Genomic DNA, 14,523 nt, shown 5'->3' on the forward strand with positions numbered 1-14,523 from the left:
CGGCTCGATATTGGCTTTCCCCGTGCCTCACGACCCTTGTCATCTCCAGCCAGCTTCGAGGATCCCATGAGCGACGCTTCCAGCACGGCCCCGCAGACCTCCGCGCCGGAGGTCAGAGCGCGCTACCAGCGGAGCGCGCGGAACTACCTGCTCGATCAGAAATTCCAGCTGAAATACACGGGGTTCCTCGTGGGGATCAGCCTCGCGCTCTCCGTGGCGCTCGGGATCCTCCTCTGGAACGCCAGCTCGAAGATCATCGAGCAGAGCCGCACCGCCGTGCAGCAGGGGCAAGAGACCGTCCGTCAGGGTCAGGAGACCGTCAAGCGCGGCCAGGAGGTGCTCGTCCAGAGCCGCCGGGTCAGCGAGGTCGTCGCGATGAACATCGCGAAGGAGTACAAGGACGACCCCGAGCTCGCGAAGACGTTCGGCGAGGCGGCGCAGCGCGACGAGAGCAAGCTCAAGGACGAGCAGGCGCGGCTCGAGCGCGACGCTGCGTCGCTGCAGCAGCGGGCCGCGGCGCTCGAGCGGCAGGCCGTCGAGGTCGCGGACAACCAGCAGATGCTGCTCCGCCTCATCGTCGCGCTGCTGTCGCTGCTCGTCCTCGGCGTCGGCGTGGCGGGCATCGTCTTCACGCACAAGATCGCCGGCCCGATCTTCAAGATGAAGCGGCTGCTCCGCCAGGTCGGCGAGGGCAAGCTGGTCGTGCGCGAGCGCCTGCGGAAGGGCGACGAGCTCCAGCACTTCTTCGAGGCGTTCGAGAAGATGGTCGAGGATCTGCGGGCGCGCCAGCAGGCAAAGATCTCGAAGATGGACGCGATCCTCGCGAAGCTGGAGGCCGACGCGCACGCGCAGAAGGGCTCCGCCGAGATCGACCCCGACGGCATCGCGCAGCTCAAGCGCCTCCGCACCGAGATGCAAGAGCAGCTCGACGCGTGACCCGCCGGCGCGCGCCCCGAGCGGCGCGCGCCTCCTCGAGCAGCCCCGCAGCAGCTCGAAATCGATCCGAAATCAATCTCAAAAATCGAAGAGCGCTAGAAGGCAGCTTTGATGAGCTCGACTGCCGCCTCGCCGTTCGGGAGGAAGGTTACCGACGCGGCGTCGAAGCGCATCCGCTCCACGCCGCGCACGCGCGAGAAGCGGGTGCGCCAGAGCTGCTCGCCGGCGCGCCGCACGCGGGCTCGCTTGCCCGCGTCGATGCTGTCGAGGGCGCGGACGTACGAGCCGGCGCCGCGCGTCCGCACCTCGATGACCGCGATGACCGGGCCGTCCCGCGCGATCACGTCGATCTCCAGGCGGCCGACCCGCGCGTTGCGCGCGACCACCTCCATCCCTCGCGCCGCAAGGTAGGCGACGACGGCGTCTTCCGCGCGCGCCCCGAGCGCTCTCCGAGCGTCCGCCGGCGGCGCCGCAGCGGGCGCGATCGCCGCGCGGCGGGACGACGCGCCACCGGGGTCGCCGCGCTCTTCGGCGCCCGCGGCGTGCGCGCCTCCCGCGAGCCCGCCGTCGCGCGTCGCGCTGACCGGCGGTTCGCCAGTGCGCGACGCGCGCGCCGGTCGCCCTGGCGGCGAGCCGTCGTGTGAGCCTGAACCGTCGCTGGAGGGGAGGGCGCCGCCGGCCTGATCGACCGGCGCACGCCGAGGGCTGCGCGAGGCGCGGCGGCCCGTCACCCGATGCCTAGAAGCCTGCGCACTGGTCCGAGTTGACGCGGCCGGGCACGTCGGCGCACTCCCCCTCGCTCTCGAACTGCGAGTTCTGCTTGATGCAGTACTTGCCCGTGAGGAGGGGATCCCCGAGCCCGACGTTCGGGCGGATCTCGGAGCAGGTGAAGCCCTGCGGGCACTCGCAGAAGTTGAAGTTCGGATCGTCCGGCTCCCCGTCGGCCACGCCGCACCGGCAGGAGCAGTACACCGCCTGCTGTGCGTTCCGTTGCGAGTCGGGGGCGCACTGGCCGCAGACGGGCGAGGCGACCTGATCGTCGGTCCCCGGAACGCAGCAGACCTTGCCCTGGTTCTCCTCCGCCGACTTGGTCGCGTCCTGGCAGCCCGGGAAGTTGTCGCGGCAGAGGTGCAGCCTGCAGACCCCGTCGTCCCCGCAGACCCAGTCTTCGGAGGGGCAGTCCGCCTTGGTGGCGCACTTGCAGAAGCCGCCCGGATCGCACTTGCCGCTGACGCACTGTCCAGCGGCGTCCTCTTCCGGGTTGCAGTCGGGCGCGTACGTCCCCGCCGGCTCACACGCTCCGCATCCGCCGCCACCGGGCTGACAGGGCACAGGCGCCTCTTGGCCGAGGGGGCAGCTCACGCGCCCCTGGAAGTGGTTCACCAGGCAGATCCGCGTCTGGCACTGGAAGGATCGCGATTCGATGTTCTCTTCCGTCACCTTGAAGCCCGCGAACTGCGGATCGTACTCGTCTTCGGGCAGGCACGGGTCGCCCACGCCGCCGCTTTCACATGCGGCGGGCAGGCTCGCCATAGCGACGACGCTGAGCAGGCCGAGCAGGCCGGACAGAATGGAACGGGTCATCAGAACGTGCTCCTTCGGCGGCGGTGCGCGCCATCGCCTCGGCAGAAGGCGCGCGGACGGGAGGCAAGAAAACGCTCAAGTCGAGGTGCTCAAAGGCACAACGTCAGCGGTTGGACCCTAGACGAAGCGCGCCTTGAGCGTCAACAGCCGGATGGGGCGCGCCCCGCCGAGGTGGGGGGCCGTCGCCGGCGCGCAGCGTTCGACCCCCGCGCCCAGCGGTCCCTTGGCTGGGGGGGCGGCCACGCCTCTGCGGCGCGACGCCGGCGTGGCGTTCCGGTGTGGGAAGCGGCGCCGCAGCTCTTCGATAATTCCACCCTCGACTGCTACGCAGTGCGCAACCCCAAGGCCGACGCGGCGCCCGGTGTCCGAGCCCGGGAATGTAGCGCAGCCCCACGGCTGGCATCGCTTGACAAGCCGCGCGCCACAATCCTACCATCCCCCGCCACACGCAAGTATCCGTTGATTCTCATTGAACTTTTTGGTTCTCGACCGAGCTGCCTCGGGGGTCTACGGCGCGCGCTTCCGGTGTGTGGAGCCGCGAACGGGGCGAAGGGGCCACGATCTTTACGTCGCCGAAAGCGAGGAACGACGATGCGGAACCGGCTGGCGAGTATCTGCCTTGTAGCTTCTGCCCTCTTGCTCTCCCCCGCCGTGGGGCACGCGCAGGCCGGCAAGGGTAAGCCCGTCGCGGCTGAAAAGGCGGACGCCAAGGGCGGCACGAAGCCCAACAAGGAGATCAACCTCGACGAGGATGCGGGCCCCGTGACCGCGGGCCAGATGACGGAGGAGGCGGCGCAGGCGAAGCGGCTGTTCGACAGCGAGCGGTGGAGCGACGCCGCGCGGCAGCTGAAGCGCGTCGTCGACGGCGACACGGGCGACGACGAGGGCAACCGTCAGATCGCGCAGTACCACCTCGCGATCGCGCTGTACCGGCTGCAGTTCTACCAGGCGAGCTATGCGATCTTCTCGCAGATCGCCGACAAGCCGAGCCACCTCAAGTTCAACGAGACGCTGCTCTGGCTGTCCAAGCTCGCGACGCAGCTCCCCGAGCCGGCGGACATCATCGAGCGCGTCGGCAAGTACAAGACCGAGCAGATCGCGCGGTTCAACAACCCCCAGCAGCGCGACCTCTACTGGCAGCTCAACTACCTGCTCGGCCGCTACAAGTACCGGAACCGGAACTACGAGGAGGCGATCGCCCTCTTCGCGAAGGTCGACCCCAACAGCAAGTACTACGTCCAGGCCCAGTTCTTCAGCGGCATCTCGTACGTGCAGCTGCGCAAGTCGGTGCCGGCGGTCAAGTCGTTCCAGCGGATCGTCCAGGCGATCGACGAGGGCGTCGAGGGCGTCGAGGACGAGGCGCGCATGCGCGACCTCGCGTTCCTCTCGATGGCGCGCACCTACTACTCGGCCTCCGTCCGCCTCGACGACAACAACGTCCCGACGATCGACGCCGCGAAGCTCTCGGCCGCCGTCAAGTACTGGAACCGCGTCGACGTCGCGAGCGAGTACTGGCTGGACAGCCTCTTCGAGCAGTCCTGGGCCTACTTCATGGCCGGGCTGTATCCGCAGGCCCTCGGGAACATCCACACGATCGAGTCGCCCTACTTCCCGAACTCGTTCTATCCCGAGGCCGACATCCTGAAGGCGGTCGTCTCCTTCACGATCTGCCAGTACGGCGACGCGACGACGATCGTCGCGAAGATGAAGAAGAAGTACGAGCCGATCAAGAAGGAGCTCGAGTCGATCCTGAACCGGTTCCAGGGGGAGGGGAACGAGGAGCGCTTCTTCCAGTTCCTCAAGGACGTGAGCGCCGGCAAGGCGAACCTGTCGCCGACGGTCCGCCCGATCGTCGAGAACGCGCTCTCGGATCGCCAGCTCCGCCGCAACATGGAGTACGTCCGCGTGCTCGACGAGGAGGGGGAGCGGTTCAAGAAGGCGCCCGTCAACTTCCGCAATTCTCCGGTGGGCAGCGAGGTGACCGACGCCCTCGAGTTCGCGCGGAGCCTCGCGATCCGGAACGCCGGCACGCTCGGCAGGGAGCGCTACCAGCGCAACCTCGACGAGCTCAACGAGCACCTCCGCGACTCGTCGAAGATCCTCATCGACATCACCGCGGCCGAGCGGAACAAGCTCGACCAGCAGGTCGTCAGCGGCCAGCTCTCGAAGGAGGACGCGCTCACGTACGGCGTCGTCAAGCCCGACGATGAGCACGTGCTGTGGCCGTTCGACGGCGAGTACTGGCGCGACGAGCTCGGCTTCTACCGGCAGGTCGTGACGTCGAAGTGCAGCAAGTGAGAGATTTCTTAAACGTTTGCCCCGCGGCTTGGGACCGCGGGGCAGGGAGCGCTTCCTCACGGGGGTCCGTGGCGGAGGGACGGAGATGGAGATGAAGCAGTCGAAGTTCGGTGTACTGCATGCGCTCCGCGCGGCGGCAGGCACGCTGGCCGTGGCGGCGTGCGCCGTCACGACGAGCCCCGCGTCGGCGGCCGACGCATGCATCACGCAGCCCGCGAAGGACGCGATCGCCGCGTGTCCGGGCGGCAAGCTGCAGGTGTCGGCGGGCAAGAAGCCGCAGGTCAGCTTCAAGTCGGCCCCCACGGGCATCCAGCTGAAGAAGCGCGACGACCTGACGAAGCCGGCCAACCCGACCGCGTCGCAGGCCTCGGCGCAGCGCGACGAGCGGCGCAACCGCCTCGCCCCGAAGGTGAGGAGCCTGCTGATCACCGAGATCCAGGGCCTCGAGAGCCTGTACGCCTCGACGCCGAAGAACGCGCCGGATCGGCCGAAGCTGATGCGGCGCCTGGCCGAGGGGTACGTCGAGCTGGAGTCGGCGGCGTTCCGCGACAAGACCGAGGGGCAGATCAAGGCGGACGAGGCCAAGCGGAAGAACCCGAAGGCCGTCGCCGGGATCCAGGCCGAGGTCGGCAAGGCCGACAAGATCCTCGTCGCCGCGCGGAAGAGCGCGATCAAGTACTACACGCAGCTCAAGACGCAGTACCCGAAGTACTGCCAGAGCACCAACGCGTCCGACCCCGCGAAGAGCACGGGCTGCACGGACGAGGTGCTCTACTACCTCGCGTACGAGTACGAGCAGGCGCAGCAGCTCGAGGACGCGCGCAAGGTCTACTTCGAGCTCATCAAGAACTGGCCCAACTCGAAGTACATCCCCAACGCGTACCTCGCGTTCGGCGAGCTCTTCTTCAACGAGGCGCAGGGCGACCCGTCCAAGTGGGACCTGGCCGAGCAGTCGTACGTCAAGGTCACCCAGTACCCGCCGCCCGAGAACAAGGTCTGGGGCTACGCCCACTACAAGCTCGGGTACGTCTACTGGAACAAGGGCGACTTCGCCCGCGCCATCAGCGAGTTCAAGAAGACGATCGAGTACGGCCAGCAGTTCCAGCAGATGCCGAACGCGGCCCAGCTCGCGGTCTCGGCGCGGCGCGACATCATCCCGGTCTACGCGCTCGCGGGCGACCCGCGGAAGTCCCATGACTTCCTCCGGCCGCTCAGCGGCGACTCGGGCGGCAGCTCCGAGAAGACGTTCAAGATGATGGACGACCTCGGGCAGAACTACCTCGACACCGGTCATTACAAGGAGGGCATCGAGCTCTACACCGACCTGATGACCCGCGATCGGGGCCCGAAGTACTGCGTCTACCAGGGGCACATCGCCGAGGCGACGCTCGCCATGAAGTCTGGCAACAAGGACCAGATCATGGACGTGCTCGGACGCCAGCTCGACGTCCACAACAAGTTCCAGGGCGAGGGGCACCCGGCGGACGCCAAGCTGAAGTGCTCCAACATCACCGCCGGCCTGATGACCGAGACGGCGATGGCCTGGCACCTCGAGGCGGTGGGCTCGGGCGGCGTGCGCGGCACCGGCGACAAGAAGACGATGCAGCTGGCCGCGCAGCTCTACGACAAGGTCGTCAACAACTTCAAGCAGGAGCAGTTCGCCAAGTTCGAGTTCCCCCGCATCCTGAAGGAGGACTGGCCGAACATCTTCAAGATCAAGTACGCCATGGCCGACCTTCTGTACTTCCAGAAGGACTGGGCCAAGTGCGGCCCCGCCTTCGACTCGGTCGTGGCGGAGGATCCGAACGGCCCGCAGGCAGCGGAGGCCGCGTACGCCTCGGTGCTCTGTTACCAGAACATCTACACCGAGACCCACAAGGACGGCTCCCACTTGAAGGGGTCCGGCAACCTCCCCGACGGGGGGGGGACGGGCAAGAAGGGCGAGAAGGACAAGAAGGCGGACAAGGCGAAGTTCCAGCCCAAGGAGTTCAGCGACAGCCAGAAGGGCATGATCACCGCCTTCAACCGCTACGTCTGCTACATCAAGCCCGCCGCGAACGACAAGGAGGCGCAGGAGCAGTACGTCGAGGTGAAGTACGCGCGCGGCCGCACGTACTTCGAGGCGCAGCACTGGGAGGAGGCCGCGCTCGCGTTCCGCGACGTGGCGCTGAACCACGCCGACAAGGAAGTCGGCATCTACGCGTCCCAGCTCTACCTCGAGTCGCTCAACGTCCTCGGCGCGAACATGGACCCGCCGCGTCCGTCTTGTTACGACGACATGGCCGCGGACGTGCCCAAGTTCATCGACCTCTACTGCAAGGGCGGCAAGGAGAAGGAGAACGCCGAGCAGTGCGGCATCCTGATCCGCATCCAGCGCGACATCGAGCGCCTGCGCGCGCAGAAGCTGGTCGAGGCGGCGGACGCGTCCGGTGGCGTCGAGGCCCTCAAGAATTACGAGAAGGCCGCCGTCGCTTACATGGACATGTGGAAGAAGTACGGCGAGGCCGCCTGCGAGGCGAAGCAGCCCGCGTGCGAGAAGAGCGAGGAGGTCCTCTACAACGCCGCGAAGGCGTTCCAGGCCGCCCGCCTCATCGCCAAGTCGATCTCGGCTCGTAAGATCCTGCTCGACCCGCGGTACAACCTCCACAACACCGAGCTGGCGAAGACGTCGATCTACGAGATCGGCGGCAACTACCAGGCGATCGCGGTCTACGACGAGGCGGCGAGCTGGTACGAGCGCTACGCCCGCGAGAACCCGAAGGGGGAGAAGGCCGCGGAGGCGCTCCAGGACGCGGTCGTGCTTCGGCTCGGCCTCGGCCAGGAGGACCAGGCCATCAAGGACGCCGACCTCTTCAACAAGAATTACGGCAAGGCGAAGCCCGCGCAGACCGCGCAGATCGCGTTCGCGATCGGCGCGCACTACATCGACCGCGAGGACTGGGATCAGGCGCGCAGGCGGCTGTCGACGGCGATGCCGCAGATCGACCGCAACGCGACGTTCGACGTCCAGGTGCAGGCGCACGCGATGTACGCGCGCGTCCTCTTGCAGACGAAGAGCGTGACCCCGGCGAACGGCGAATACAACAAGGTCCGCGGTTACTGGAAGGACCCCGCGGCCGCCATGAAGAAGCTCGACGCGATCGGCGGCGAGGAGCCGGAGAAGCTGCGCCGGCTCGGCAAGGTGCTGACCGCGGTGGGCGAGGCCTACTTCCACTTCGCGGAGCAGAAGCGGAAGGAAGTCGATAAGATCAAGTTCCCCGAGTACAAGGGCGCCGGGAACCGCGAGGACGTCCTCAAGCACATCAACACCAAGGTCGCGGACTGGGTGAAGAAGAAGCGCCCGGCGATCGAGGCGGCCGACGCGGAGTACCAGAAGATCCTCAAGCTGGAGCCGACGCCTCCGCCGAAGTGGGTCATCGCCGCCGGCGCGCGCGTCGGTCAGATGTGGGGCAAGTTCGTCGCCGAGTTCCGCGCCGCTCCCATCCCCAAGGAGTGGAAGGGGCACGGCATGGTGCCGGGCACCGACGTCTCGTACGACGAGATCCGAGGCGAGTACTACTCGCGCTTGGACGAGGCGAGCGAGCCGCAGAAGCAGATGGCGAAGGGCGCGTTCAAGACCTGCCTCGACCTGTCGGTGAAGTACCAGTACTTCGACGACTACTCCCGCACCTGCGAGGTGTGGCTGTCGAAGAACTACGGCGCCGAGTACCACCTCATCGACGAATTCCGTGGCTCTCCGTCGCGGGTCAACTCCGGCCTGAGCGATCGTCCTGCGCCGCTGAACCTCGACGGGACGCCCTTCCGCGAAGCGCCGACCGTCACGGACAAGCCGGCGGCGGCGGGCAAGGAAGAGGGTGAGGACAAGAAGGCGGCGCCCGGCGGCTCGAAGGAAGGCTCGGCGCTCGATCGGGCCACGACCCGACCCAGGAAGTGATGGAGCGAAACATGAGAAGCATCACCTCATTGGCAGCGGTTGCGGTGCTCCTCCTGGCCGCGACGGGTTGTGGCGGCGGGAGCGTCAGCGGTACGTCTCGCGCGGCGAAGGATCCGACGACCGGCAAGGAGATCACCGACAGCAAGGGCAACGCCGTGTCGGTCGCGGCGGCCAACAAGTTCAAGACCGCCATGGACACCATGGTCCAGCACGACAAGGCGGGCGACTGGAGCGAGGCGACCTGCAGCTCGACGGCCCAGCTGTTCCTCGACGCGGCGGACGAGCAAGGGGACGCGACGTTCGCCGAGGCCATCTACAACGCGGGGCTCGCGTACCAGCGTTGCAAGAAGGACTCGGAGGCGAAGAAGTACTTCCAGCAGGCGCTCCAGAAGAACCCGAAGTTCCACCCGGCGCGCGTCCAGGTGGCGCTCTACAACCTGGCGGAGTCGGGCGAGAGGAACATCGACGCGGCGATCAGCGAGATGCGTCAGGCCGCCGTCGTCGACGCCCAGTACAAGAACGTCGAGGCGCTCGTGCACCTCGCGCTCCTGTACATGAAGCGCGGCAACAACGTCGCCGACAACGACGGCCCCAACGACTTCCAGCGCGCGAAGCGGTACATCCAGAGCGCGCTGGCCGTCGACGACGCCTTCATGCCGGCGTTCAACCAGCTCGCCATCTACTACCTGGAGACGGCGAAGCAGAAGGCGGGCAGGAAGTCGGGCAAGGCGGTCGCGACCAACGTCGGCAAGCAGAAGAAGATCGACACGCAGGCGCTGGAGCTCGCCGCGCTCGTCTGCTCGCAGGCCATCCGCAAGAACCCGAACTACGCGCCGATCCACAACACCGCGGGCATGATCCAGGTCGAGCTCGCGAACCTGAACGGCGCCGTGCAGGAGTTCAACATCGCGAGGAAGCTCGACCCGACCTTCTACGAGGCGCAGATGAACTACGCGGCGGTGAACCTGCAGTTCCGCGGGTTCCAGCAGGCGGAGGAGGCGTACCGCGCAGCCCTGAAGATGCGTCCGAACGACTACGACGCTCACCTGGGGCTCGCGCTCGCCCTGCGCGGTCAGATCGACGACTCGAACTTCGACAACATGGTGGCGGCCGCCAGCGCCGAGCTCGACGCCGCCAAGAAGCTCGCCCCGGAGCGCCCCGAGACCTACTACAACGAGGCGATCCTGACCCAGGAGTACAAGGCGAAGTCGGGCGGCAAGTCCGCCGAGGGCGCCCTCAATTCGGCGAAGGGGCTGTTCGGCCAGTTCATCCAGAAGGCGGGCGCCAATGCCGAGTTCGCCGACGCGGTGAAGCGGTCGAAGGAGCGCATGGAGGAGATCGACCAGATCATCGCCTTCAACAAGCAGACCGAGGCCGAGCGCAAGGCGGCCGAGGCCGACATGAAGACGAAGGAAGCCGAGCAGGAGGCCGCTGCCGGGAGCGAGGGCGAAGGGGGAGAAGGGGCGACTCCGGCTCCGTAGCAGCAGGAGCCTTGTCTCAGATGCTGTCGGACGAGCGCCGCGAGCGGCCCGTGTCGCCAGGGAGAGCGAGCGAGGAATACTGAACGTTTCCGAGCGAGCTCAACCGGCATGCCGGGCCGCGCAGCGGCGCGTCAGGCAGCGCGTCGAGCCCCCTTCTCTCCCTGACGTAAAGAGAAGGGGGTTCGGCGTTTTCGTCGCAACGCTCTGGGAACCTTGGGTGGATTCGGTTGTCGAGGCGAGCGTGGGTCATGCTCTCCGTCGCACCGATGGCATGCGAAGCTGGTTGACCGGCCGCCGTGGTAGGCGGTACAATGGCACTGTAACCGCGTCGGAACATTGTCAGGAGGCTGGAATGAGAGGGTTGACCCGATTGGGTGCGGGAGTCGTGGCTGCCGTTCTTACGAGCGTGGTCGCCTCATCGGCGTTCGCGCAGGCCGCTCAGGGCGGCGGCGGCGCGAAGAAGGAAGAGGGCTACGGGTACGAGTTCTCCGACGATCCGCTGAACGCCGGCGGATTCGGCCCCAACGACGCCACCATCCGCGTGCGGCCCGGCCCCGTCCGGACGACGCTGATTCGGCCCCGTACCTCGTTCGTTCCGGAGATGCTCAAGTCGGTCGAGAACCTCTGATGTGCTGGGCAGGTTGGCACCTGCCCTGTCGATTGATCCCCCGGAGCCGGGGGCGTGCGCCGCGGGGCGTATAGGGAAGGCTGGCGGAGATGGAAGGCAAGCAAAGGGTCGCTCTCACATTTGCGCTCTACCAAAACGAAGCGCTCGTCCGTCGGGAGACGATCACGCAGGATATCGTCAAGGTAGGCAAGGACGCGAAGAGCCATCTGCGTGTCGATGACGAGCTTGCCTCGCGCATGCACGCGGTCATCGAGGTCGCCTCCCCGCAGGACATCACGCTCATCGATCTCGGCAACGAGCCGGGGACGATGGTGAACGGGGCGCGCGTCAACAAGTGCAAGATCAGCCCCGGGGATCAGCTCCAGATCGGCGGCACGAAGATCATGCTGGAGCGCGCCGAGCCGGTGGCGGTGGCCGCGGCAGCGGGCCCTGCCAAGCCGGTCCCCGCGAACCCGTTCGCCGCCGCGCCGCCCGCGAACCCGTTCGCCGCCGCGCCGCCCGCGAACCCGTTCGCCGCCGCGCCGGCGAACCCGTTCGCCGCGACCGCCGCGGGCGGGGCAGATCCGTTTGCCTACAACAACCCGTTCGCGCAGTCGGCGCCCGCGGTCGACGAGGTGCCCCCGGACGCGCCCGAAGGCTCCTACACGTACACGCTCGTGAAGAACGGGCCGGACGTGCCGAGCGAGGAGGTCGAGGTCCCGGCGGCGTCCGTCGAGATCATGATTCTGTGGGATGCCGCGGTGCTTCACGTCGCGCACCTCACGCCGCCGCGCTCCTTCTACGTAGGTGAGGAGGAGGGCAAGAACTTCAAGTGTGACTACTTCATCCCGTCGGAGAAGCTCGGCACCACGCGGGCGCCGATCGTCCTCGCCGACCGCTCGGGCTCGGTCTCCGTGGTGCTCCTGCCCCGCGCCACCGGCACCATCGAGATCCCTGGCACGCCGAAGATCACGGTGCAGCAGGCGATCGACCAGGGCCGCGCGCAGCCGTGCTCGGAGCTGTCGGGCGCCTACCAGATGGCGCTCCCGTCCGGCGGCAAGGCGAAGGTCGAGCTCGACGGCATCGTCTTCCAGGTGTCCGCCGTGAACGCGGGCAAGGTCGTGGCCGGCCACTTCCAGCTGGACACGCAGAGCCTGCTGTACACCGGCCTCTCCATGGCGGTGCACCTCGGGCTGCTCGCGGCGATGGCCTTCTTCATGCCGCCGCTCGGCGACACCGGCGAGGACGGGATCTCCGCGGACCAGCAGTTCCTCATCCAGCAGTACCTCGCGGCGGCCGCCGAGAAGGAGATGGAGGAGAAGGAGACCGAGCAGGTCGCCGAGAACGCCGCGGACAACAAGGAGGGCGGCACCGGCACGCGCGCCAAGGGTGAAGAGGGTTCGATGGGTAACCCGAACACCAAGGCCACCGGCAACCGCTACGGCGTCCAGGGCCCCGCGGACAACCCGGATCCGCACATCGCCCGCCAGGCCGCGCTGCGCGACGCCGCCGAGTTCGGCATGATCGGTCTGCTGAACGCCGGCGCCGGCGGCGACCCGAACGCCCCGACCGCGCCCTGGGGCCGCGACGATTCGCTCGGCAACGATCCGCTGAGCGCCCGCGGCAACATGTGGGGTGATCAGATCGGCGACTCCTTCGGTGCGGGCGGCCTCGGCCTCTCCGGTATCGGCGAGGGCGGCGGCGGGCGCGGCGAGGGTATCGGCCTCGGCTCGATCGGCACCATCGGCCACGGCGCCGGCACCGGCACGGGCCAGGGCTTCGGCTCCGGCCACGGCCGCCTCGGCGGGTCTCATCGCACCAAGCCGCCGCAGGTGCGCATGGGTGCGACGAGCGTGAGCGGTCGCCTGCCGCCCGAGGTCATCCAGCGTATCGTCCGCCAGAACTTCGGTCGATTCCGGCTTTGCTACGAGAACGGCCTCAGGAACAACCCGAACCTGCAGGGCCGCGTCGCGGTGCGCTTCGTCATCGGGCGCGACGGCGCGGTCTCGAACGTCGGTAACGGCGGCTCGGATCTGCCGGACAACGGCGTGGTCTCCTGCGTGGTGCGGGCGTTCTACGGCCTGTCGTTCCCGCAGCCCGAGGGCGGTATCGTCACCGTCGTCTACCCGATCATGCTCAGCCCTGGCGGCTGAGCCCGCCTCGCCCGTCGGCTCGCTCGAACGCCCCGCACGCACCGTGCGGGGCGTTCGCCATTTCCTGGACCGGACGCAGCAGGTGCGCGGCGTCTCCGGCGGTCGCCGCGCCCGCGATCGCGGGGGGCGCGCTGGGCCGCCGCGCGGCGTCGCGTGGACGTCCGCCACGTCGCCGTGCGGCGTCGCGTGGACGCCCACCAGGTCGCCGTGCGGCGTCGCAGGGGAGGGGGCGCGGGCCTGCCGGAAGGCGCTGCCGACCGGCGCAGGGGCGGGGTCTGAAGCCCTGGACTTCCGCGGTTCCCTCCGCCTATTCTCGCGACGCCGCGCGAGGTTGAACGCGCGCCACCTCAGGAAGCTTGTGACGGTGCCACACGGAGCGGCGCAGCCCGTCTCCGGATTGCTGAAGGAGCGGCGCAGCCGACTCCGGATTGCTGAAGGAGCGGCGCAGCCGACTCCGGATTGCTGAAGGAGCGGCGCAGCCGGCTCCGGGGACTGTTGGACGGAGCGGCGCAGCCGGCTCCGGGGACTGTTGGAGAGGGGCGACGCGACGCCCGCGGTCGCTTGGACGCTGGCAGAGTCGATCCCATTCGAAAGGTGAGCAGATGAAGCTTGGAGCATTCTTGATGGTTGGGCTGGTCGCGGCGAGCGCGGCGGGGATGGGCTGCTCCCGGCATCGGCAGGAGGCCGTCATCCTGGCGAATCAGGCCGACAAGGAGGTCGCCGTCAACCCCGAGGGCGCGGCCAACAAGTACGAGCAGGCGACCAAGCTCGACCCCACGAACCACCGCATCTTCTTCAAGCTGGCGATGGCGTACAAGAAGCGGGACGAGTGGGATAAGGTCGCATCCACGCTCGCCCGCGCCACGCAGATCGCCCCGAAGTTCGCCAATTACTGGTTCGAGCGGGGCTGGGCGCTCGAGCAGCAGGCGAAGAAGAAGACGATCTCCTACGAAGAGGCCAAAGAGCCCTACCAGAAGTGTATCGAGAACGATCCCAACTTCGCGGACTGCTACTCGCAGCTCGGGAACGTTTACCTCTGGACGGACGACGAGCAGAAGGCGCTCGAGAACCTCACCAAGGCGATCGAGCACAACCCGAGCGAGATCCGGTACTACGCGGCGCTCGCCGACCTCTACATCCGCCTCGGCTACACCAAGGAGGCCGAGCAGGTGCTCAAGGAGGCGAAGTCGTTCGCGAAGCCTGGGGACAAGTACCTCTTCGGCGTCCACAGCCTGCTCGCGTCGGTCTACCAGGAGCGCGGCTCCACCGCGGAGATGGTGACCGAGCTCGAGGCCGCCAAGGCGGCCGCGCCGCAGGACGGCCCCGAGGCCGTACAGATCCTCTGGAGTCTCGGGAGCACGTACGCGACCCTGGATCCGCCGCGCAAGCAGGAGGCGATCCAGATGCTCAAGGGGTTCACAACGCGCGCCTGCAAGGGATCGAAGGCGGCGAGCTTCAAGACCGAGTGCGAGACGGCGAACACGCTCGTCGCGCGGCTCGGTGGCTCGTGACGTCGCGCGCGGCGCGGGG

Annotated in this window: 9 protein-coding genes; 7 read left to right on the forward strand and 2 right to left on the reverse strand. The window is 67.9% G+C overall.

Translation table 11 applies throughout. The features are described 5' to 3' along the window. Nucleotides 1-66 precede the first annotated feature (66 nt). Entirely contained in the window at nt 67-936 is an 870-nt protein-coding gene (locus WMF26_RS17625) for a HAMP domain-containing protein (protein ID WP_437947295.1), read from the forward strand. Nucleotides 937-1,031: 95 nt separating this feature from the next. Here the strand turns inward: WMF26_RS17625 and WMF26_RS17630 are convergent, their stop codons facing one another. Continuing rightward, a complete protein-coding gene (locus tag WMF26_RS17630) occupies nt 1,032-1,667 on the reverse strand; it encodes a YraN family protein (protein ID WP_438001268.1) in 636 nt (211 codons plus the stop codon). 7 nt (nt 1,668-1,674) lie between these two features. Next, a complete protein-coding gene (locus tag WMF26_RS17635) occupies nt 1,675-2,520 on the reverse strand; it encodes a hypothetical protein (protein WP_438001269.1) in 846 nt (281 codons plus the stop codon). Nucleotides 2,521-3,156: 636 nt separating this feature from the next. On the opposite strand from WMF26_RS17635, the gene WMF26_RS17640 reads away from it, so the two are divergent. The 6 genes from WMF26_RS17640 (at nt 3,157) to WMF26_RS17665 (ending at nt 14,504) form a co-directional block, all read left to right on the forward strand. Then, nucleotides 3,157-4,818, forward strand: coding sequence for a tetratricopeptide repeat protein (locus WMF26_RS17640; RefSeq protein ID WP_437338175.1), 1,662 nt, complete (start codon nt 3,157-3,159; stop codon nt 4,816-4,818). Between the two features lie 91 nt (nt 4,819-4,909). After that, the gene (locus WMF26_RS17645; RefSeq protein ID WP_438001270.1) at nt 4,910-8,752 is read left to right on the forward strand and encodes a hypothetical protein; all 3,843 of its coding nucleotides are present in this window, start codon (nt 4,910-4,912) and stop codon (nt 8,750-8,752) included. 11 nt (nt 8,753-8,763) lie between these two features. Next, on the forward strand, nt 8,764-10,233 hold the full coding sequence (locus WMF26_RS17650; protein ID WP_438001271.1) for a tetratricopeptide repeat protein: 1,470 nt from the start codon (nt 8,764-8,766) through the stop codon (nt 10,231-10,233). A gap of 352 nt (nt 10,234-10,585) precedes the next feature. Next, nucleotides 10,586-10,861, forward strand: coding sequence for a hypothetical protein (locus WMF26_RS17655; protein ID WP_061622314.1), 276 nt, complete (start codon nt 10,586-10,588; stop codon nt 10,859-10,861). An 89-nt stretch (nt 10,862-10,950) separates the two neighbouring features. Beyond that, the gene (locus tag WMF26_RS17660) at nt 10,951-12,993 is read left to right on the forward strand and encodes an AgmX/PglI C-terminal domain-containing protein (RefSeq protein WP_437941269.1); all 2,043 of its coding nucleotides are present in this window, start codon (nt 10,951-10,953) and stop codon (nt 12,991-12,993) included. A gap of 602 nt (nt 12,994-13,595) precedes the next feature. Then, nucleotides 13,596-14,504, forward strand: a complete 909-nt coding sequence (locus WMF26_RS17665) for a tetratricopeptide repeat protein (RefSeq protein ID WP_437320457.1) — start codon at nt 13,596-13,598, stop codon at nt 14,502-14,504. Nucleotides 14,505-14,523: the final 19 nt, after the last annotated feature.

Source organism: Sorangium sp. So ce185 (genome assembly GCF_051526825.1).
Taxonomy (GTDB): Bacteria; Myxococcota_A; Polyangia; order Polyangiales; family Polyangiaceae; genus Sorangium; species Sorangium cellulosum_D.

Bases quoted from the DNA above. Each gene is read 5' to 3' on its own strand.
- WMF26_RS17655 (WP_061622314.1), top strand. From the start codon at position 10,586: ATGAGAGGGTTGACCCGATTGGGTGCGGGAGTCGTGGCTGCCGTTCTT.
- WMF26_RS17650 (WP_438001271.1), top strand. From the start codon at position 8,764: ATGAGAAGCATCACCTCATTGGCAGCGGTTGCGGTGCTCCTCCTGGCC.
- WMF26_RS17660 (WP_437941269.1), top strand. From the start codon at position 10,951: ATGGAAGGCAAGCAAAGGGTCGCTCTCACATTTGCGCTCTACCAAAAC.
- WMF26_RS17625 (WP_437947295.1), top strand. From the start codon at position 67: ATGAGCGACGCTTCCAGCACGGCCCCGCAGACCTCCGCGCCGGAGGTC.
- WMF26_RS17665 (WP_437320457.1), top strand. From the start codon at position 13,596: ATGAAGCTTGGAGCATTCTTGATGGTTGGGCTGGTCGCGGCGAGCGCG.
- WMF26_RS17635 (WP_438001269.1), bottom strand. From the start codon at position 2,520: ATGACCCGTTCCATTCTGTCCGGCCTGCTCGGCCTGCTCAGCGTCGTC.
- WMF26_RS17645 (WP_438001270.1), top strand. From the start codon at position 4,910: ATGAAGCAGTCGAAGTTCGGTGTACTGCATGCGCTCCGCGCGGCGGCA.